Raw genomic sequence first — 19406 nt, forward strand, 5'->3', positions numbered from 1 at the left:
TTTATCCCAGTTTTTAAATATTGGAATAAAAAAAGCACGACACTTTTATAACTTAACGGCTTTTCACGTTGACACCCATGGGTCTTGATATATAATCATTCTAGCTAGGAAATCAGGCGTATTTATGTTTAGTCGCATCGAAGTTCAAATATTAACTACCCGTTATTGTTGATCGTCTTGCTCTTCATAAGTTATTTCCAGATTTTGAAGCGATTTGTTTTTATATTTGTTTACAGGAAAGGCATATGTCAACAGTTACTGGTAAAGTTAAGTTTTTTAATGATTCAAAAGGTTTCGGTTTTATTGAGCAAGAGTCTGGTCCAGACGTATTTGTACACTTTAGTGCAATTCAGTCAGAGGGTTTCAAAACTCTCGCGGAAGGCCAGCAAGTACAATTTACAATTACTCAAGGCCAAAAAGGTCCTCAGGCAGAAAACGTAGTTGCCATTTAAGTTTTGAGTAATGGCGCGTACCTCGTACGCGCTACCGTCCCTCCCCCTCTTTTTTACTTCTCTATTGCAATACCTATCAACTAACTCAAAAGTCAATTAGCACAATATACTCTTGTAGCTAATGCACTGAACCAAGCATTAAACAACTAACTAACCTGAGGTTTGGATAAGGGAATTCAGCAGACTTCCCAATAGACAATTATTTCAATCATTTAAAATAATTTTTGATGAATTGATTAACTCAATATTGGCCAGTGTCACTATTTTTGTGGCTATCAAGGCAAGGCTGTGAAGCAATAGCAAGCTATTGAAAACGGACTTAACGTAGAGAGCCGCAAAAATAGGGGCGCTGGGGAATTTCCTTATCCGAATCTCAGGTTAAATTCAGCTTCAAACTTTTCGCGAGATAAAATTATTGAATTAATCAATGTTCACTGATTTACAGAAAATATCTTAGGTAAAACACGACGAATGTTATTTTCACCGAGCTTAGCCATGATTAGTCGATCGATGCCAAGCGCGACACCGGCGCAGTCTGGTAGTCCTTTTTGTAACGCGCTGATGAAAGTGTCATCTATCTCTATTTTCGGATAGCCAAGTTGATTTCTAATCGAATTATCATTATGAAATCGTGCTAACTGCTCTATTGGCTCAATCAACTCCCAAAAACCATTGGCAAGCTCCAGTCCCCCTAGGTAAGCTTCAAAGCGACAACCAATAGTTCCATAATCTCTTTCAGCAGTTCGCGCAAGTGACGCTTGCGAAGCGGGAAAATCATAGATAAAAGTCACTTCATTAGAAGTAAATTGACTTTCAACAAGCTGCGAAAACAACAGTGTAAGATAATTGTCATAAAGCATATTATCAGGCAATTTTCCTAGCTTAGATTCAGCAAAAAGTGACAACTCTTCTACTGTCATATCAAATGGATCTATGTCGGCGTACTTTAAAAAAGCGTCACGATAACTCATATCTTGACGGGGTAGGTCTCCACAAATTAATTGAATAATTTGGAAGACTTCATCCATTAATTGGCGGTGATTAAAACCGACTCTATACCACTCAAGCATCGTGAACTCACTACTGTGATGGAGCCCCTCTTCTTCGGAACGAAATACTTTACCTAGCTGATAGATATCTCCGCTACCATGGCATAACAGTTTCTTCATTGCGTATTCTGGCGAAGTCTGTAGGTAACCCAGTTTTTTTCCGGCAGGGCTCAACGCAACCATCGCGGACATATAGGGGTCGGTCACTGAAAATTCTCGTAAAAGAGAAGTATCAACTTCAAGTGCGTTGGTGTCATGAAAGTATTCGCGAATGCTTCGAAAAACCTGGGCACGAATTTGCAAAACTTTTGGCAAGTTCATTGGCATTGACTTATCTCTAATACAAAACGGACAGAGTAAACAACTACAATAATTTTCCGATTTTGGTTTACCAGACTCTAGCTGAAGTCTAATACTTTATTACACTAAAGAAATTAAAAAGCCGCTAAGTTAGCGGCAAATTTATTATTGTATCGAAATCAACTGTTGTCTTATTTAAATACTGCTTACACCACAGCGTTCAAACGATATGATGTTAATGCGACAACTTCTTGGAGGTATTGAGCTTCGAATACGTCCAGCGTTACTACCTCCAATCTAATCACGCCCTGGAAACATATTCACCATTTCTAGTGTCTACTTTTATTTTCTCACCAATCTGTACAAACAAAGGAACTCGAACTACAGCGCCAGATTCAAGCGTCGCAGGTTTGCCACCACTGCCAGAGGTATCGCCCTTTAGCCCTGGATCTGTCTCAACGACTTCTTGCACAACAAAATTTGGCGGGGTAATTGATATTGGCGTTCCATTAAATAAGGTCACCATACAAGAGTCTTGCTCTTTTAACCATTTAACATTTTCACCAACAGCTTTCTCATCAGCAGCAACCTGTTCAAATGAGTTGGGATCCATAAAATGCCAGTACTCTCCATCGGTGTATAAATATTCCATATCAGTTTCCATCACGTCAGCAACTTCGAAGTTATCGCCCGACTTAAAAGTTTTCTCCACAATTCTTCCGGAAAGCAGATAATGAACCTTAGTTTTTGCAAAAGCCTGGCCTTTCCCCGGGCGCACAAAATTATTCTCGATAATTGCGACAGGCTCTCCATCAAGCATAAATTTCATACCGGGTCTGAAGTCGTTAGTCGTGTAGGTTGCCATGAATCTCTCTCTTTATTGTGAGCTACTTAAACATAAGCTGATAACGGTCCGGTGCAAAAAATAATACACCAATAATTTTCGTGATAGTCGGGAAAGTCCGAAATTTATGAGGATAAAAACGCATTTTTAACATAGCAATCGTGAAAATTAGATATGAGCTAAACAGTTACCTTTGCTTTTAGCGAAAATGGGATAAAATACCGCAATGAAAAATGTGACGCCAATAATACCTGTTTCTGAGCCTGATTGTCAGGTTAAATCTTGGAAAAACTTCTTAAAAGAAGCCGTTTCTGATCCCTTAGAGCTATTACAGGATCTCAACTTAAAGCCTGAAGATATTGAATATGCGATTGATCCGTCAAATCCTTTCAAAGTTAGAGTTCCCAGGCCATTTATCGAAAAAATGCGCATTGGCGACCCAGATGATCCTTTATTGCGCCAGGTTTTATCGTTAGATATCGAAAATGCGGACTTCGAAGGCTATAGCAGCGATCCGCTCAAAGAAACTAATAGCGATACGCCTGGTTTACTGCATAAATACGAGGGCAGGGTTTTATTGATCCTCGCCTCAGCTTGTGCTGTTAATTGCCGTTACTGCTTCAGGCGCCACTTTCCTTACCAGGACAAAGTCGCCAATGGTGACTCTCTAAAAGAGTCCCTCGCCTACATCAAGAATAACCCCACAATTAAGGAAGTCATTCTTAGCGGCGGAGATCCTCTGATTGTTAGTGACGGGTTTCTGCAAAGTCTTGTTGACGAACTAGATACGATAAAACATTTAAAGAGACTCCGAATTCATAGTCGTTTACCGATCGTCATTCCGCAAAGGATTAGCCGGGAGTTATGCAACATATTCAATAAAACACGGTTGAAATCCAGTCTGGTTTTACATATCAATCATGGAAACGAAATTGATTCTGCTTTAATCAAAAGCTTGAATAAATTGACTGAAGTGGGTGTCCAGCTATTAAATCAGAGCGTTCTTTTAAAGGGAGTTAACGATTCTGTACAAGCACTGGTACAACTCTCAGAGCGACTATTTGAAGCCGGAATTCTGCCCTATTACGTCCATATGTTGGATAAAGTTGACGGCGCAGCACATTTTGATATTTCTCAGGCAAAAGCGGTCGCTTTGATGAACCAAATTCGCGAGCAACTTCCCGGATATCTGGTTCCTCGTCTGGCAGTTGAAGAACCAGGAAAAGGGTCAAAAACGGTCATTACCTAAGAATTAACCGCGATTTGCCACCATTTATCTCAAAACGCTTTACTTTTATACGCTAAGTCGGTGACTTTAAAGCGAAAATAGTTCTTGTGTACTAAACTATTGTATAAGCTCCAGGCGAAAATTGTTGTAGGCAAACTGCGAGATTATCGAACACAAACCTGAATTGACAGTTTTAGCTTTTTGGCGAATTAGCGTATTCCACTCACACTTTTCAACAATAAATTGAATAAGTTTGTCATTTGGGATGCTTTTCAAACATAAATCATGTAAATTCCAGTTGTTATTATGCAAGTTACACAATATTTAGCCATAAAATTCAAGTTGTTAGGGACTTTATAATGAAGCAAGGAAGTTCAGGCTTGACCCTGCGGGAATACCAGGTTTATCACAAACCTGCGATTGAATTAACACCAAGAAAAGTCACTCAGTGGGTTAAAAATTTACCAATTGCCAACCTTGGTGACAGCTCAAAAAGCATCTATCGACTTCTTATTGATGCCAATCAAAGCCTGATTGACCCAGACAAAAGACTTTCTATCTTAAATTCAATTGAACCGGCGGCCCATGAATTGACCATTGCGCTGGAAAAACAATTTTTAAATAGCCGAATCGCATTATCTGAAAAGCAAAAGAAAATTGCCGCATTAGTACAAGCCATTCAAACCGAACTCTCCATCGGATATCACAGCGTCATCGAATCAATTATTTCCAGTGAAGTGAAATGGACCAACAAAAAGATTCTGGTTTCCGCAATTGCGCTAGCCATTAAATATCACGGCCTTGTTATTCTGCGCTGTTACCAGCTTTATGCTTCGGTACCCAGTCGAATTTGGCGAGAACTCTATTGTCTGTATCAAATTGCGAAGCAGTTTGAAGTTGAAAACAATGAAATTAGCGTAGACCACACAAAAGAGCGATTTTCTGCGCACAATTATTTTTCGCGCATTTTACTCCTGAGCGCAGCCAATCCTTACCAACTGCGTCAGCGAGAAATTCAAATGTTGTGGGACATACTCCCCGAGTTAAGTTCACATATTACGTTGATGTCTCACGCGTATAACAAGCAGCATTATATTATTTCGCTTAACTCAGCTTCGCCGCCGATTCATAAATCTCTGTATCAGAAAGATAACGACAAAAATTTGAAATTGACGATTTTTCCCGCGGTAGAGCATCTAAAACAAATGCTTTCGTCGATTAAGCGCTCCGATCAAAACAGCGTCAGGAAAACCATGCTGCTCAGGCACCTCATTCAAACATGGAGCCATGGAACTCATCGCTCTTTTGCCCGCACATCCTGTACCGAATCTTTAGATATTAGTATCGGGCTGGGCGCAACCCACTATTTGTTAATGCAGACTCCCGGTGAACAGGGAGAAGATGTCAGTGGTTCGAGTGATACCCTGGAAGCAATGGAAGGAAGTTTAAAAAACGCAACATTGTTAGATGTTGCTAAACGGCGTAATGAAATTTTAAAGCAGGATTATGACTATTTAAGTTCGTCAGGGCCCCCGAGTGATGATGTGTGGGCGAAACTTTATCGACCGGACCAAGTTGCCAAACAGAAGGTTGACGAACTAGAGGCCAAAAACCGCAGTCGTGACTCGATTGTTCGAGATAGTTATAAGCTACAACAAGTCAGTCTGTTAAATATGAGTCCGGGTGGCTATTGCATTCAGATAACATCAGAGAAATTACCAAAACATGCGCAAACCGGGGAAATACTCGGTTTTCTGGAAAAAGACGTACAAGAACGTGAACATTGGAGCATCGGCGTCGTCCGTTGGGTTCGACGTCAAGCCAAAGGCAGTATCGTTCAGATGGGTGTTCAATTGTTGGCGCCTGGGGCATTACCAATCAATGTCCAACTGCGAAACAGTAAAAGTGAAACTAACGAATATCAAAGGGCATTAATTCTCCCTGCACTCACAGGCACTGGTCAACCGGCCACTTTAATCACAAATCCATTATCATTCACAACTAATAGCAAAGTAAGAATTCTCGATCACGGTCAGGAATATGATGCCAGACTATCCAAAGAAGTTGCATCATCCAGTAGCTTTCGTCAATTCCAGTTTGAAAAACTCGGCGGCGATAAAAATTCAGACTCTCCAGAAAAGCCGCCACAAGATCCGTCGTATGATGCGCAAGATCTCGATGGTGTTTGGGATTTAATTTAAGCCCTGATATGCAACAAATCTGGACGAATGTCGTCTAGTTAGCTGAGGTTAGTTACAGGCAGCCTGGTTTAACGGTCAGGTTGAGTTGTGTGGTTGAACAAATAGCACAGGGAACGAGGCATAGTGAGTCAACTTAAGAAACCAGTTTTAAAGTCTAAAAATGCCTGGCAGTTCCTATACGCTTGAGACAATACAACTGGCGAGTCGAAACTCTAACGACCAATTAATCAGATAATTGTACCGTTAGTCACTAAATATTTGACTAGCTTCTCTTTTGTGCAGCGCGAATCTCAGCTACAATTTAACTTAAAACAACCTTATAGAGACAACAAACAGAATGACAGCAAAAATAAAGACGATACATTTACTTTTGCTCGAGCCGTCCTCTAATCAAGCGGAAGTCATTATCAATTCGCTTCGAAATCGCGGCTTCGCTGTACGGGCGACCCAGGTTTTAACTACCGAAGAACTTGCTCAGGCGCTCGAAAGAGGTGTTTCCGATCTATTATTGGCGAACACCGATCACCCGGATCTTTCCGCCAAACAGGCCATTGAACAAATTTCAACTTTCGGCCGCGATATTCCCTGCATTGTGCTGATGAAAGAACATGATGACGAAGCACTTACACAAGCTATGAACTATGGCGCCAAAGACGGTGTCACTAAAGATAACTTACCTTTGACTTGCTTGAAAGTTGAACGCGAACTCGCGAGCCTTGAATCTCGTCGTAAAAAAACCCAGGCGGAACTCGCTTTAAAAGCTGCAGAAAAACGCTGTACTTTACTGCTCGATAATTCTCAGGACGCCATCGCCTACGTTCACGATGGAATGCATGTTTATGCCAATAATGCTTATATGGAATTATTCGGCTATTCCGATCACGATGAACTACTTTGTGTGCCTGCGCTTGATATGATTGCCAAGGAAAGTCAGGATGAATTCCGTCAGTATCTTAAGGAAATGGCTGTTACCAGTGACCAACAAAGTTTTAGCTTTGGCGGAATAAAATCTGATATGACCCAATTTGACGCAATCATGACACTTTCTTCGGCTAACTACGATGATGAAGTTTGTAGTCAGTTATTAATTCGACCCGCGGCGGATAACGCAGAGCTGGAAGAGAAACTTAAAGAACTGAGCGCCCAGGATACGCTGACCGATCTTTATAACAAAACCTATTTCATTGAACAGGTACAACAAGCCATCGTTCAAGCCAATGATAAAGGCAATACTTTTAACATCATTTACCTGAAATACGATCAACACGCAAAAATCCAGAGTGAATACGGCATTGCCGGGGTTGATCAGATCACTCAGGAATGTTCCAAATGGCTGACCGAAAATCTAGACGAAGAATACCAACTAGCCAGGTTAGGAGACGACTGTTTCGGTCTACTCATTCCAGATAACTCCGCTAAAAAAGCGCGAGACATCGCCAAAGAACTTTGCGAGAAAATACGCTCACATCTATTTGATGTCGAAGGGCACACCCTCAAGCTCACATTTAGCATTGGAATTTGTCCTGTGGGTGACGGTAGCGAAGACGCCGCTCAAGTCGTTTCAGATGCTCACAGTGCTTCTAATCGTGTCGAAGATGGAAATGGCTTTAAGGTGTTCAATAAAGCGATTCACACTGCCGGTAGTGAGTCTGACGCTAAGATGCTAGACAAAGTTCAAGATGCGATTGAGTCTGGCCGAATCCAATTGATGTATCAGCCGATTGTAAAACTCCATGGCGAAGAAAGAAGCTTATACCAGGTACTACTTCGACTGAGCGACGAAGATGGAAATATGCTGGACTCAGGCAAAGTGTTTCCTGTCGCAAAAGCTGCAGGATTGGGCGAAAAGTTAGACCGCTGGATAATTAAGCAGGCAATTAAATCGCTAAAGGTCCAGAAAGCGGCTAAAGATACTCAACTATTTGTGAGTTTAAGCGGTTCCTCTTTGATCGATTTAAATTTGGTGGGTTTTATCGAGAAAACTTTTAAAGCCGCAGCCATTCCCAAGAGCAGCATTGTATTCCAGATAGAAGAAAGTGACGCGACCAACCATTTAAAAAGAGTTATTGCGCTTTGTGCCGAGTTAAAACAAAAAGGCTATTCCATTTGTCTCGCTAACTTTGGCGCAGATCCAGAACAGAAAGTTCTGGTCGATCAATTAGACGCTGACTTCGTTAGAATTGCTGATGACAAATCTCAGAACATTCATCAAGATCCAGAAATTACCGAAGAAGTTCAGAACTTACTAGATGAAATTCACAACCGCGACAAACAAAGTATTATTCCGCGCGTTGAAGAAGCCGCAATGTTGGCAGCACTATGGCCGATGAATGTTAGATATATTCAAGGTTATTATTTACAACGTCCAAGTGAAAAAATGGACTATGATTTTTCAGCCAGCGGTTTTTAACCAACGACTCAGTATTTTGAATATCTTAAGTAGCCTGGGTTTGAGAAAAGCGGGAAAAGTGGGATAAGTAAAACGGCTCGAAAAACTTAAAACTTATCTAAATAAAAAAACCGAACTGTTCAGTTCGGTTTTTTTATTGTCTAACACGAGCCAAAAAGTAACTGAGTTTTTACCAACCGAAAACTTCAATTAACTGGTCTAACTGTGAGTAGTTCATTCTTCCCTTCGCTTGCTGCTCAACTTTGGGTTTGGCGCGATAGGCCAAATTCATTCCCGCCTCTTTCATCATGAGTAGATCATTGGCGCCATCACCAACAGCCATCACTTGAGAAGGATTAAGAGCAAGTTCGTCACAAAGTTGATGTAAAAAATCAGCTTTAGCTTGCGCGTCTACGATATCGCCAAGGACAGCGCCAGTCAGCATACCATCAGCAATTTCTAATTGATTGGCTTTCACTTGATAAAGCGACATATCCTGTTTTAACTTTTCAACAAAAGGCATAAAGCCACCGGAAACAATTGCAATCTCACAATGATTTTTTTGAGCACTGGCAACTAACTTATCAACACCGGGAGAGAGCGGTAGTCGAGCGGCGATTTGCTCAATAGCAGATTCATTTAATCCTTGCAGGCAACGAACTCTCGAAATAAGGCTTTCAGAAAAATCTAACTCGCCTTGCATTGCCGCCTCGGTCACCTTGGCAACTTGCTCACCAACCTGATGATGTCTGGCAAGCTCATCGATCACTTCAATCTGGATAAAAGTAGAGTCCATATCAAACAAGATTAATCTCGGAGCCGCCGCCTCAGGCGCAGGCCATATTAAAAAATCAAACTCCGATTTCGTCACTAACTCAGTAAAATCCTCCAGCACCTGGCTTTCAGCGTAAATAGACCAGGTTCCGCCGTTCGATGTTTCCTCAAGGCAAACAATCAAGGTTTGCTGAAAAGCGTCGAGTAATTGCTTAAAATCACTCATCTGTGACGCAAGCGCTTTATCATTAAACAAACTTAATTTATTCGCACCTTGCGGTATTTGCTGCCCTGCTTGCCATTGCCCATGCTCGTAGGCGTAATACTGATTGAAGTCCACTAAACCATTCATTGAAATTCTGAACTTTACCTTGCTGTTCTAAAGATTTGATATTGTAGCCTAGAAGACTCGATAAACCGACAAAAAATCTCTCCCTCCAAATCACATTAAGGAATATGTTCATTGCCAACCGATTTCGTCCCTATGGCTAGAAGGCCTGCAGCAAGCTGATCTGAGAAACTGCGAATTAGCTCACATTTTTTATCAGGATACTCAGCACCTTATCTCGTCACACAGATTTCACATCAGAATTTATTCATTTGAATGACCTTACAGAAGCAATATTTAGTTGCTACAATCTAACTATGACTTCTCTCCAACAAAAACAAAAAGGAAGTAAGCCGCCCAAGTTACTGCGTGGCCTGTTTTCCATCATTCTAATGATCACCAGTGCAATCCTGTTAATTGCCTGGGCCATTATGAACTATCAGGTTGAGCAGCTGGTGGCGAAACGCACCTCCGAGTATGCCCATAGTATCGCTCAAATTGCCGCTAATTCTTCCGCTGAAGCGCTATTATCAGAAGATAAACTTCAGCTTAAAATGCTGGTGGAAAATGTTGCTAAAGATCCCTACATTCGCAGTGCAACAATATTTGCAGAGGACGGCCAGGTTATTGCAGAATTTCCCGAAGCCGCTGCAGAGGTCCCAGATGTTTCTATTGGTGAAATGAGTAACCCTCAAAGTAATGATTCCGATAAAACCAAAAACGACGATAAATCAAAAAATAATTCTTCTGAAACTCAAACATCAAATGATTCCAGCGACGCAAAAAAACAATCTGAGCAAACACTTCCTTCGTCAACAGAAGCCGACTTTCAACAAGCAGAAATAACTGACGGCACTACATTATCAAACCAAACCGAAGCCTACCTGGTATCCCAGAAAGATATTCCTTTTGTTGAGAAAATCAGTTACCAAAGCGTCACTGCCGGCTGGTTTAAAATAACGCTTAATAGAGAGCTGTTGGAAAGCAGTTTCAGAGAATCATTAAAACGATCTCAAAATATTATCCTGATTATTGCTGCATTTTTGCTGGTAACTCTTTTTACTGTTGTCTTACGATATGAAAGACGGGTTAACAGTCTTGTCTCTATGAATCATCGACTCATCCAGATCAACGCGCCGAAATTACCCCGTAGCTCGCAGCAATGGATGGAAAGCATCAAAGAAATTTCGGAAACTCAAATTCAGGATCTTCCAGAGCACAAAAGTCTACCAACAGAGGAAAATTATTGGCATTCCAGCAACCGTTCGGCCAATACTATTTTTTGTTATTGCCAATTTGCAATGGAGCAACAAGAAAATGAACAAACTGCTGCGTGCCTTTCACTCGCCGAAAAGTATTTACAAGCTTCCGTGCAAACTTATGGTGTGCAGTCTCAAGGAGATATTCTCAGTGGTTGCCTGATTCCCTTCCTGGACAACGATAATGCTGAGGAAACATTATCTGAAGCCATTAGTCTTATTCATCTTATTCGTGAATTACTCGGCAGTATCGAACTACCCATCACAATGCGAGCTTACGTTGGGCGCGGGCTTGTTCTGGTGCTTGAAAACGAGCGTGCTGTGATTACCGGCGTTTCACTCTCAAACCGGTTACAAGATAAAATCAGCAAGCTTTCGCCCAATGTACAATTCGGCGATGTCATCTGTTTATTTATCGAAGATAACGAGCTCGAAAACCTGGGCGAATTCAAACCACTGGTTGGACAGGACGCAATGCTTAACGCTTCTTGTTTTCAATTGATTGAAGTGAGCGAAAGCCTCAAGCAACAGACAAATCGGCAAGTTAGTTATATTATCGCTGACCAATCTGAAGACAAATAAATCATTAGATTAACTGGCAATTATTGTAGAAATTGCTATGGTTAAAAATAAATAATGTGCAAACACAAGCCTCGTTAACGACATCATTTTCGAGCTTTTCCTGCCCTGAAAATAGGAACGACTACACTACTCAATGGCCGTCTCAATAATAATATGTGATGACTCTCGAATGGCGCGCAACCAACTGGCTCGCTGCCTGCCCCCAGATTGGGAGGTTGACATCCATTTTGCTGAAGATGGCCGCCACTGTCTTGAAGTGGCCAGCCAAGTAGAACCTAAACTTGTTTTTCTCGACCTGAATATGCCAGAAATGGACGGCTACGAAACGCTGGAAGAGTTTAATGCGCAAAATCTCGGTTATGATGTCATTGTCGTTTCTGGTGATATCCAGCCCGATGCGCAAGCCAGAGTCGTAGGCCTTGGCGCAATCGACTTTGTAAAAAAACCGATCAGTAAAGAAAAAATGCTGGCAACACTAGAGAGTCATGGCCTTTATTCGGAGACAGCAGCAGGTACTAAAACTGAGGCGGTAAGAGAAACCGCGGAAACTGATTTAAACGACAAGGCAACTTTTATCGACGCATGCCAGGAAATCGCCAATATTGCGATGGGAAGAGCAGGCGACTCTCTAGCCCGGTTTCTAGATGTATTTGTCGAGTTACCTGTCCCTAAAGTCAACCACATTGAGCTTTCAGAGTTGGTGATGGCGTTGCAGTTTGCCGAACAAGACACCACAGTTTCTTCTGTTTGCCAGGGTTTTATCGGTCCGGGATTGTCCGGCGAAGCCTTGATTATTTTCAACGACTCCAGCTTCAAAAACATCGCAGAGCTGATGAAGTACCAGGGTAAAATAGATGATCATGTCGAATTGGAGCTGCTGATGGATATTTCGAATATCCTGGTGGGTGCTTGCCTGCAGGGGATCAGTGATCAGCTCGATATTAGTCTAAGTCAGGGGCATCCGGTGGTTTTAGGACAACACGTGATGATCCCAAACCTGATAAAAAGAAACAAGCAATGGCGAAAAACCTTAAGTATCGAAATTAATTACAGCATTGAAAACCGCGGCGTAGACTGCGATTTACTGCTGCTGTTCACAGAAGACTGTATTGAAACCCTTAAACAGAGAATAAGTTATATTATTTAACCTGAATTCTGGATAAGGAAAGCCAGAAAGCTTGTTGATTAAAGTGTTATAGAGATTATTTTATTGATTAAAGACAAAATGAAAACTCAAAGATTGGCCAGTGCAATGATTATCGAGTCTATCGACGCAAGCTTGTGTAGTAATAGCAAGCTACTGGTAGCAAGCTCAACGTACAGAGACTCGATAATGGTCGTTCTGGATGGCTGTTTTTATCCTGAATTCAGGTTATTTCAATGACTGACAATATCGATCAACTACGCGAGTTTCACTGGATGCTCGATATGCTGCAGAATATCGATGCAGGTCTTATCGTGCTCAACCGGGAAAATGAAATTCAGGCGTGGAATTCCTTTATGGAAAACCACAGTGGCATGTTATCGAGTAATGTCAAAAACAAAAACCTGTTCGAGTTATTTCCCGAAATTCCAATCGACTGGTTTCAGCACAAAGTAGAATCAGTATTCCAGCTACATACGCGAGCATTCAGCATTTGGGAGCAGCGACCTTACATTTTTAAATTCAAAAACTACCGTCCCATAACCGGAACTGCGGACTTTATGTTTCAAAATATCTCCGTGTTTCCACTCAAGTCAAGCAAAGGCGAAGTCACTAACATTTGCATTATCGTTTACGATGTAACCGACATTGCAACAAGTAGTCAGGCGTTAGAATCAGCCAATCAACAATTAGAATTTCTCAGTCGAACCGATCGGCTTACCGGGCTAAATAACCGCGGCTATTGGCAGGAGTGTCAGGAACAAGAATTTGCGCGATTCCAAAGACACCACCACTCAACTTCGCTGTTAATATTTGATATCGATCACTTCAAAAAGGTCAATGATACTTATGGACACCAGGCTGGTGACGAAGTAATACGTATGTGCGCTCGCGCACTTTTGTCTTGCGCCAGAGAAATTGATATTTGTGGTCGATATGGTGGTGAAGAATTTGTCGTGCTTATGACTGACACCGACAGCAAAGGTGCGAATATTTTTGCAGAAAGAATTCGTCAACTAATCGAAAAACTGACGATAGAGTACGACACCCACAAAATTAATTTCACCGTCAGTTTGGGTGTCTGTGAGTTAACTGATTCAATTAAATCCGCTCAACAGTGGTTGGAACTTGCTGACCAGGGGCTGTATCAGTCGAAACAGAATGGCCGCAACCAAACCAGTGTTTATCAATCAAAATAATTCAGGAAAAAATAAAACAGACGAGAATTTGAGTTCGACACAGGGCGATCATTCACGTTTATTCCAAACTAAAACTTTCCTAAAGTGTAGCGAACGGCATCCTCAAGATCTTCATAGTCATACTCTGAAAGACCGACAAATTCTAAAACTTTAGCGCCGATTTTCTGCCACTCAAAATCGATATCAGATTGGGCCAGTTTTTCTGGCAAGTTCACCATATGTTCTGCCATTTTCAGAACGCACAGAAGCGTTTTTAATGTCGGATTTTCAATGGACTGGTCATCTAATACTCGGTCGGTGGAGTGGTGATTTTTAACCGCCAGAGCGATCACTTTCGGTAAATTCCAGACCCGAGAAATTCGATATCCTGCGGCGGCATGATGCACGCCAAAATTCGCAAACTCTTCGCTGGCAATGCGACCATCTTCTCGGCTATAGGAAAATTCCATCACTTCCTGGTAATTACTGTAGCGAGCCGCCAGCACTGGAATTCCACAATTATGAAACAATCCCAGGGTATAGGCTTCATCGGCCATTGATAAATTGAGTTGGCGACAAATAGTTGAAGCAACACTGGCCACCGATACTGAACTTCTCCAGAATAGATTCATATCAATTCGTGAATCTATATTTGCCATGGATTTGCGCAATAGCAACGTCTTCAAAATACTGATCACCCTGTCAACACCAAGCATCACAACAGCCTGTGGGATAGAGCCTATTTTCTGTGCCAGGCCAAATGCCGGAGAATTGACGATTTTAATCACTGCAGCGCTCACACCAGGATCAGCAGAAATCACCTCACCAATACTTTCGAGATCAGCACCACACTTTTCAATTTGATCAATTAACCCTGGCTGTGGCGGTATATAAATACCACCAAGCACATCTTTTTCATTCGAATGACTGCGCGAATTACTCAATATCTGGCCCTTCTATCAGGTTTACTGGGGAGTTGTTTGGCTCTCATTGCAACCAGGACAAGCTCATCGCTCGCTCAAATAATGATTGCTGCCCTATCCAATAACTATAGCTAATAAATGCTTTTCAATCGAATTTCTGATTTTGGTAAATGCAAGAATATAGCGGCCCAAATGCTTAAATCACAGAATAGGCGTAAGGTAGCTGCTATTTACCTTACGCATCATCGATCTGCAAAGAATCAACTTTCTGGAACCCTCTGGGGAGTTTATTACCGCGACGTCCTCGTTCACCTCGATAGTGTTCGAGATCGGCAGGTTTTAAACGAAGATAACGCTTGCCCGAGTATACCAACAAAGATTGATCAGGCTTTACAACCGCCACCGAAGCAACAAACTCTTCACGTAGTTGGAGCTTGGCCGCAGGAATTCCAATAATCTTGTTACCCTTACCCTTTGCCAACTGCGGTAAATCAGCAATTGGAAAAACTAACATTCGACCCTCGTTAGAAACCGCAACACACAATTGTTCTGTATAGTCACTAACGGCACATGGTGTAAGAACTTTTGCACCGGCAGGTAAACTGAGTAGTGCTTTACCATTTTTATTTCGAGTAATGGTGTCACTAAATTTGGCGACGAACCCATAACCAGCATCACTACAAAATAAAAATTGCTGTTCGTCAGTTCCCATCAAGGTATCAACAAATGTCGCGCCGGCAATTGGATTAAAGCGGCCCGTCAATGGTTCGCCCTGACCTCTGGCCGACGGTAACGTGTGTGCCGGAACCGAGTAACTTCGTCCGGTAGAATCGACAAATGCAACCTGTTGGTTACTTTTTCCTTTGGAGGAGGCCAGATACGCATCGCCAGATTTGTAGTTAAGTCCTGCAGCATCAATATCATGGCCTTTAGCGCAACGCACCCAACCCATCTGCGATAACACTACAGTAATAGCCTCACTTGGCATCAAGTCGCTTTCACTCAATGCTTTGGCTTCTTCGCGTACCACAATCGGAGAATTTCTCTCATCGCCAAATTCTTCGGCAGCTTGCTTAATCTCTTTTTTAACGAGTGTTTTCAAGCGTGCCTTTGAACCCAGGATCAACTCAAGCGAAGACTTCTCTTTCGCCAGCTCAGCTTGCTCTCCCTTAATTTTCATTTCTTCCAGGCGAGCCAGGTGACGTAGTTTCAAATCAAGAATGGCTTCCGCTTGAATATCAGAAATACCGAAGCGCTCCATCAAGACCGGCTTTGGTTTGTCTTCTTCACGGATAATTTTAATCACTTCATCGATATTCAGAAATGCAACCAACAAGCCGTCTAAAATATGCAGCCTGTCATTCACTTTCTGTAAGCGATGTTCCAAACGTCTGCGCGTCGTTTGCGTTCTGAACTCCAACCACTCGGTAATAAACCTGACCAACCCTTTAACCTGGGGACGGCCATCGATACCAATCACGTTCATGTTGATACGATAATTTTTTTCCAGGTCGGTAGTAGCAAAAACGTGTTTCATTAATCCATCAATATCAACTCGGTTTGAACGAGGAATTATGACGATTCGCGTTGGGTTTTCATGGTCTGACTCATCTCTTAAATCAGCCACCATCGGCAATTTTTTAGCTTGCATTTGCGCAGCTATTTGTTCAAGAACTTTGCTGCCAGAAACCTGATGTGGTAGTGCATGAACAACGATATCACCATCCTCAACCATATAAGCGGCACGCATTTTCACGCTGCCTTTACCGGTTTCATAAGTTTTTAAAATATCTTCTTTCGGCGTAATAATTTCAGCGGCAGTAGGAAAGTCAGGCCCAGGAACAAATTCAGCAATATCCTGTAGCGTTGCCTTGGGATTATCCAACAGGTGAATGCATGCATCGGCAATTTCGCGAATATTATGCGGCGGAATATCAGTCGCCATACCAACAGCAATTCCAGTGGTGCCATTGAGGAGTAAATTGGGTAAACGCGCGGGTAGAACTTTAGGTTCCTTTAGGGTTCCGTCAAAGTTAGGCGTCCACTCAACGGTTCCCTGACCAAGTTCTGACAACAATACTGCAGCATATTTGGACAATCGAGATTCGGTGTAACGCATCGCGGCAAAAGATTTGGGATCGTCGGGTGCGCCCCAGTTTCCCTGACCATCAACTAATGGGTAGCGATAAGAAAAAGGCTGTGCCATCAGCACCATCGCCTCATAACAGGCACTATCACCATGGGGATGGAATTTACCCAACACGTCACCGACGGTACGCGCTGACTTTTTGTATTTAGCGGTAGATTTAAGCCCCAGCTCACTCATCGCGTAAACAATACGCCGTTGAACGGGTTTTAGACCGTCGCCAATGTGTGGCAATGCACGATCCATGATGACGTACATTGAGTAATTTAAATAAGCTTTTTCGGTAAATTCAGAAAGCGTTTGCTGTTCTACACCGTCAAAATTTAATTCCATAAGTTTTCTTTTTTCGTTTAATAATTAGGTTTCGTTCGCGTTCTTCGGTATTAGGTTGTCGACATTAATCAATATCAACCAGGTTACCTTTTTCCTCTAACCAACTCTTACGATCAGATGATCGCTTCTTCGCCAACAACATGTCCATAATCTCGTTAGTCTGCTCCTCAGAACCAATGGTCAATTGCACCAACCGCCTGGTATCAGTAGCCATAGTCGTTTCACGGAGTTGCTTAGGATTCATCTCGCCCAGTCCTTTAAAGCGTTGAACATTGACATTTCCGCGTTTTTTCTCAGCTTTTATTCGATCAATGACCCCTTGCTTTTCATCTTCATCAAGGGCGTAATAAACATCTTTACCAACATCAATTCGATATAGCGGCGGCATAGCAACGTACACATGACCGGCATCAACCAGCGCGGTAAAGTGCCGCACAAATAATGCACAAAGTAAAGTCGCAATGTGCAAGCCGTCAGAGTCAGCATCAGCTAAAATGCAAATCTTTCCATAACGCAGATTAGAAAGATCCGATGAACCAGGATCCAAGCCAAGTGCAACAGAAATATCATGCACCTCCTGCGAACCAAGTATTTCTGCAGAATCCACTTCCCAGGTGTTCAAGATTTTTCCACGTAGCGGCATAATCGCCTGAAACTCTTTATCACGAGCCTGCTTGGCGGAACCACCTGCCGAATCTCCCTCCACCAGAAACAATTCACTGGCTAATGGATCCTGACCAACACAGTCCGCCAGTTTTCCGGGTAAAGCAGGCCCTGAAGTCACTTTTTTTCGAGCGACTTTTTTGCGTGATCGCATCCGCTTATGCGCGTTTGAAATCGCTAATTCAGAGAGTTTATCGCCGTATGTTGGGTTTTGGTTTAGCCACAAAGAAAATGCATCTTTAACCACACCTGATACAAATGCTGCACATTGACGTGATGACAGCCTTTCTTTGGTTTGTCCGGAAAACTGTGGGTCCTGCATTTTCACTGATAACACTGACGAAAGCCCAATCCACATATCATCGGCAGTCAGCTTGACGCCGCGCGGCAGGCTATTGCGAAATTCGCAAAACTCTTTCATTGCATCGAGTAACCCAGTCCGTAGTCCATTAACGTGGGTTCCACCAAGGGGAGTCGGGATCAAGTTAACGTAACTTTCACTGAGAACTTCTCCACCTTCCGGTAACCAGAACAAAGCCCAGTCAACCGCCTCGGTATCACCGGCAAAGGAACCACAAAAAGGTTCGTCTGGAATAGTTTCTGTGTCGATAGCCGATATTTTAAGGTAGTCCTTCAGTCCGTCTTCATAGTGCCATTCCGACTTTTCTCCGGAATGATTGTCGATCAATACAACATTGAGTCCGGGGCACAATACAGCTTTAGCTCTTAATAAATGTTTGAGTTTCGCAACAGAATATTTAGCGGTATCAAAATACTTGGGATCAGGCCAGAAGATGACGGTTGTTCCCGTATTACGCTTGCCGACTTCACCAACTTCTTTCAACGGCGAAGAAACTTCACCATCGGCAAAGTTGATCGCATACTTCTTCCCGCTTCTTTTAACATGCACTTCTACCCGGCTGGATAAGGCATTAACAACCGAAATACCGACACCATGCAAACCACCAGAAAATTGGTAATTCTTATTTGAGAATTTGCCTCCGGCGTGAAGCTTGGTCAAAATTAACTCAACCCCGCTAATGCCCTCCTCGGGATGAATATCAACCGGCATCCCCCGACCATCATCCTGAACTTCTAAAGCGCCATCTTTATGCAATATTACAGTCAGGTTTTTACAGTGTCCGGCCAATGCCTCATCGACACTATTATCGATAACTTCCTGGGCGAGATGATTTGGACGCGTCGTGTCGGTATACATTCCCGGACGTTTTTTTACCGGGTCTAATCCACTGAGAACTTCTATCGATTCGGAATTATAAGAGCTAGACATCGAATTCCTTAGTGATTGTTGTTAGCTAAATACTAGGTTAAGACTATTATCAATTCTTATATGACTGACTTTGAACTTGGCTGCAGTACTTCAACCCAGCCGCCGATTAGCGCCCGATGATTCATTCGAACCTGGAAAAACCAATGCAGAGAGTTGTTCAAATCTATTTGTCATTTTCACGCCATATAATCGCGTCAAATAACGAATTACGCAAGCAGAAATGCTTTATCTCGTGGAAGGAACTCAGAGTTTTGTATAAAAGATAATCAAATTGTCGCGATGACGGGTCTCAATGGTAATTTGATACCGGATATCAGGACCC

Annotated in this window: 13 protein-coding genes; 7 read left to right on the forward strand and 6 right to left on the reverse strand. The window is 42.4% G+C overall.

Translation table 11 applies throughout. The annotated features are described in order from the left end of the window. Positions 1 to 245: 245 nt before the first annotated feature. Positions 246 to 452: a cold-shock protein gene (locus FLL46_RS14275; RefSeq protein WP_142894501.1), complete on the forward strand. Its 207-nt coding sequence runs from the start codon at positions 246 to 248 to the stop codon at positions 450 to 452. Positions 453 to 883: 431 nt separating this feature from the next. On the opposite strand, the gene epmA is transcribed toward FLL46_RS14275, so the two are convergent. Both epmA and efp read right to left on the reverse strand, forming a co-directional pair. Further along, complete coding sequence (gene epmA / locus FLL46_RS14280) at positions 884 to 1822, reverse strand: EF-P lysine aminoacylase EpmA (RefSeq protein WP_246119322.1); 939 nt, start codon at positions 1820 to 1822, stop codon at positions 884 to 886. A gap of 280 nt (positions 1823 to 2102) precedes the next feature. After that, complete coding sequence (gene efp, locus FLL46_RS14285) at positions 2103 to 2666, reverse strand: elongation factor P (RefSeq protein WP_142894505.1); 564 nt, start codon at positions 2664 to 2666, stop codon at positions 2103 to 2105. Between the two features lie 205 nt (positions 2667 to 2871). Here efp and epmB point away from each other — a divergent pair, with 205 nt between their 5' ends. The 3 genes from epmB to FLL46_RS14300 all read left to right on the forward strand — a co-directional run bounded on the left by epmB (position 2872) and on the right by FLL46_RS14300 (position 8484). After that, on the forward strand, positions 2872 to 3894 hold the full coding sequence (epmB, locus tag FLL46_RS14290; RefSeq protein WP_142894507.1) for an EF-P beta-lysylation protein EpmB: 1023 nt from the start codon (positions 2872 to 2874) through the stop codon (positions 3892 to 3894). A 338-nt stretch (positions 3895 to 4232) separates the two neighbouring features. Then, the gene (locus FLL46_RS14295) at positions 4233 to 6074 is read left to right on the forward strand and encodes a hypothetical protein (protein WP_142894509.1); all 1842 of its coding nucleotides are present in this window, start codon (positions 4233 to 4235) and stop codon (positions 6072 to 6074) included. A gap of 337 nt (positions 6075 to 6411) precedes the next feature. Further along, complete coding sequence (locus FLL46_RS14300; RefSeq protein ID WP_142894511.1) at positions 6412 to 8484, forward strand: EAL domain-containing protein; 2073 nt, start codon at positions 6412 to 6414, stop codon at positions 8482 to 8484. Between the two features lie 169 nt (positions 8485 to 8653). Here FLL46_RS14300 and serB read toward each other — a convergent pair whose 3' ends face one another. Next, positions 8654 to 9589, reverse strand: coding sequence for a phosphoserine phosphatase SerB (serB, locus tag FLL46_RS14305; RefSeq protein WP_142894513.1), 936 nt, complete (start codon positions 9587 to 9589; stop codon positions 8654 to 8656). Between the two features lie 293 nt (positions 9590 to 9882). Here serB and FLL46_RS14310 point away from each other — a divergent pair, with 293 nt between their 5' ends. The 3 genes from FLL46_RS14310 to FLL46_RS14320 all read left to right on the forward strand — a co-directional run bounded on the left by FLL46_RS14310 (position 9883) and on the right by FLL46_RS14320 (position 13749). Further along, positions 9883 to 11406, forward strand: coding sequence for a hypothetical protein (locus FLL46_RS14310; protein WP_142894515.1), 1524 nt, complete (start codon positions 9883 to 9885; stop codon positions 11404 to 11406). A gap of 133 nt (positions 11407 to 11539) precedes the next feature. Next, complete coding sequence (locus tag FLL46_RS14315; RefSeq protein ID WP_142894517.1) at positions 11540 to 12553, forward strand: response regulator; 1014 nt, start codon at positions 11540 to 11542, stop codon at positions 12551 to 12553. A 233-nt stretch (positions 12554 to 12786) separates the two neighbouring features. Beyond that, complete coding sequence (locus FLL46_RS14320; protein ID WP_142894519.1) at positions 12787 to 13749, forward strand: sensor domain-containing diguanylate cyclase; 963 nt, start codon at positions 12787 to 12789, stop codon at positions 13747 to 13749. Positions 13750 to 13817: 68 nt separating this feature from the next. Here the strand turns inward: FLL46_RS14320 and FLL46_RS14325 are convergent, their stop codons facing one another. The 3 genes from FLL46_RS14325 to parE all read right to left on the reverse strand — a co-directional run bounded on the left by FLL46_RS14325 (position 13818) and on the right by parE (position 19084). Next, positions 13818 to 14672, reverse strand: a complete 855-nt coding sequence (locus FLL46_RS14325) for an HDOD domain-containing protein (RefSeq protein WP_168204165.1) — start codon at positions 14670 to 14672, stop codon at positions 13818 to 13820. A 214-nt stretch (positions 14673 to 14886) separates the two neighbouring features. Further along, on the reverse strand, positions 14887 to 17130 hold the full coding sequence (gene parC / locus FLL46_RS14330) for a DNA topoisomerase IV subunit A (protein WP_142894523.1): 2244 nt from the start codon (positions 17128 to 17130) through the stop codon (positions 14887 to 14889). A gap of 64 nt (positions 17131 to 17194) precedes the next feature. Continuing rightward, on the reverse strand, positions 17195 to 19084 hold the full coding sequence (parE, locus tag FLL46_RS14335) for a DNA topoisomerase IV subunit B (protein WP_142894525.1): 1890 nt from the start codon (positions 19082 to 19084) through the stop codon (positions 17195 to 17197). Positions 19085 to 19406: the final 322 nt, after the last annotated feature.

Source organism: Aliikangiella coralliicola (genome assembly GCF_007004725.1).
GTDB classification, from domain to species: Bacteria; Pseudomonadota; Gammaproteobacteria; order Enterobacterales; family Kangiellaceae; genus Aliikangiella; species Aliikangiella coralliicola.

Bases quoted from the DNA above. Each gene is read 5' to 3' on its own strand.
- serB (WP_142894513.1), bottom strand. From the start codon at position 9,589: ATGAATGGTTTAGTGGACTTCAATCAGTATTACGCCTACGAGCATGGG.
- efp (WP_142894505.1), bottom strand. From the start codon at position 2,666: ATGGCAACCTACACGACTAACGACTTCAGACCCGGTATGAAATTTATG.
- FLL46_RS14300 (WP_142894511.1), top strand. From the start codon at position 6,412: ATGACAGCAAAAATAAAGACGATACATTTACTTTTGCTCGAGCCGTCC.
- FLL46_RS14310 (WP_142894515.1), top strand. From the start codon at position 9,883: ATGACTTCTCTCCAACAAAAACAAAAAGGAAGTAAGCCGCCCAAGTTA.
- FLL46_RS14275 (WP_142894501.1), top strand. From the start codon at position 246: ATGTCAACAGTTACTGGTAAAGTTAAGTTTTTTAATGATTCAAAAGGT.
- FLL46_RS14295 (WP_142894509.1), top strand. From the start codon at position 4,233: ATGAAGCAAGGAAGTTCAGGCTTGACCCTGCGGGAATACCAGGTTTAT.
- FLL46_RS14315 (WP_142894517.1), top strand. From the start codon at position 11,540: ATGGCCGTCTCAATAATAATATGTGATGACTCTCGAATGGCGCGCAAC.
- epmB (WP_142894507.1), top strand. From the start codon at position 2,872: ATGAAAAATGTGACGCCAATAATACCTGTTTCTGAGCCTGATTGTCAG.
- FLL46_RS14320 (WP_142894519.1), top strand. From the start codon at position 12,787: ATGACTGACAATATCGATCAACTACGCGAGTTTCACTGGATGCTCGAT.
- epmA (WP_246119322.1), bottom strand. From the start codon at position 1,822: ATGAACTTGCCAAAAGTTTTGCAAATTCGTGCCCAGGTTTTTCGAAGC.
- parC (WP_142894523.1), bottom strand. From the start codon at position 17,130: ATGGAATTAAATTTTGACGGTGTAGAACAGCAAACGCTTTCTGAATTT.
- parE (WP_142894525.1), bottom strand. From the start codon at position 19,084: ATGTCTAGCTCTTATAATTCCGAATCGATAGAAGTTCTCAGTGGATTA.